Genomic DNA, 597 nt, shown 5'->3' on the forward strand with positions numbered 1-597 from the left:
TAATCCTCCTTATGATACATATCATATCACTTTTTGATAACGAAATAAAATAATTCATTAATTTTACCCTTAATCCTATAATATTTGCTTATTCTCTTATTTTTAAAGAGAATAAAAAAATATGAAACATATTGTTTCATATCAAAATAGCCAATCCCATATCAAGGATTTTGTTTCTATATCTTCAGTTGTTTCACAATAATTGACCTTTAAATCTCCTGTTAAAGTTTTCCCATTTCCTTTTCCTAAAACAATAGTATAAACACCCTGTTTAAAGGTTGCCTGATAATCACTCTGATGATCAGCTAAAGCCTGATCTGGATTATCAACCCCTTTGACCCATTCTTTATAATCTGTTAGTAATTGATTTTTTATATCATACATGTCTTGAATATCAGTTTGTTGATAACTGTTAGATATAATTTTATATTTAGGAATGTCACTTTTCGCTTCAACACTGACACATAACATGCATACAAGTATAATAAAAACGATTTTTTTTATATTGTTCATATTGTTTATCACCTCATATGTGAATTATGAACATATATAAAAACTTTATACCTGAATAAATAATCTTTTTTGAAGAAGATATTG

The 597-nt window shown here is 26.1% G+C and carries 1 protein-coding gene; it reads right to left on the reverse strand.

What is annotated here, in order from left to right; all coding sequences use genetic code 11:
- Window positions 1–141: 141 nt before the first annotated feature.
- Window positions 142–513, reverse strand: coding sequence for a hypothetical protein (locus E0K96_RS12070; RefSeq protein WP_206080745.1), 372 nt, complete (start codon window positions 511–513; stop codon window positions 142–144).
- Window positions 514–597: the final 84 nt, after the last annotated feature.

Origin of the sequence: Massilimicrobiota sp. SW1139 (assembly GCF_012027715.1) — a bacterium.
Classification (GTDB): domain Bacteria; phylum Bacillota_I; class Bacilli_A; order Erysipelotrichales; family Coprobacillaceae; genus Allocoprobacillus; species Allocoprobacillus merdigallinarum.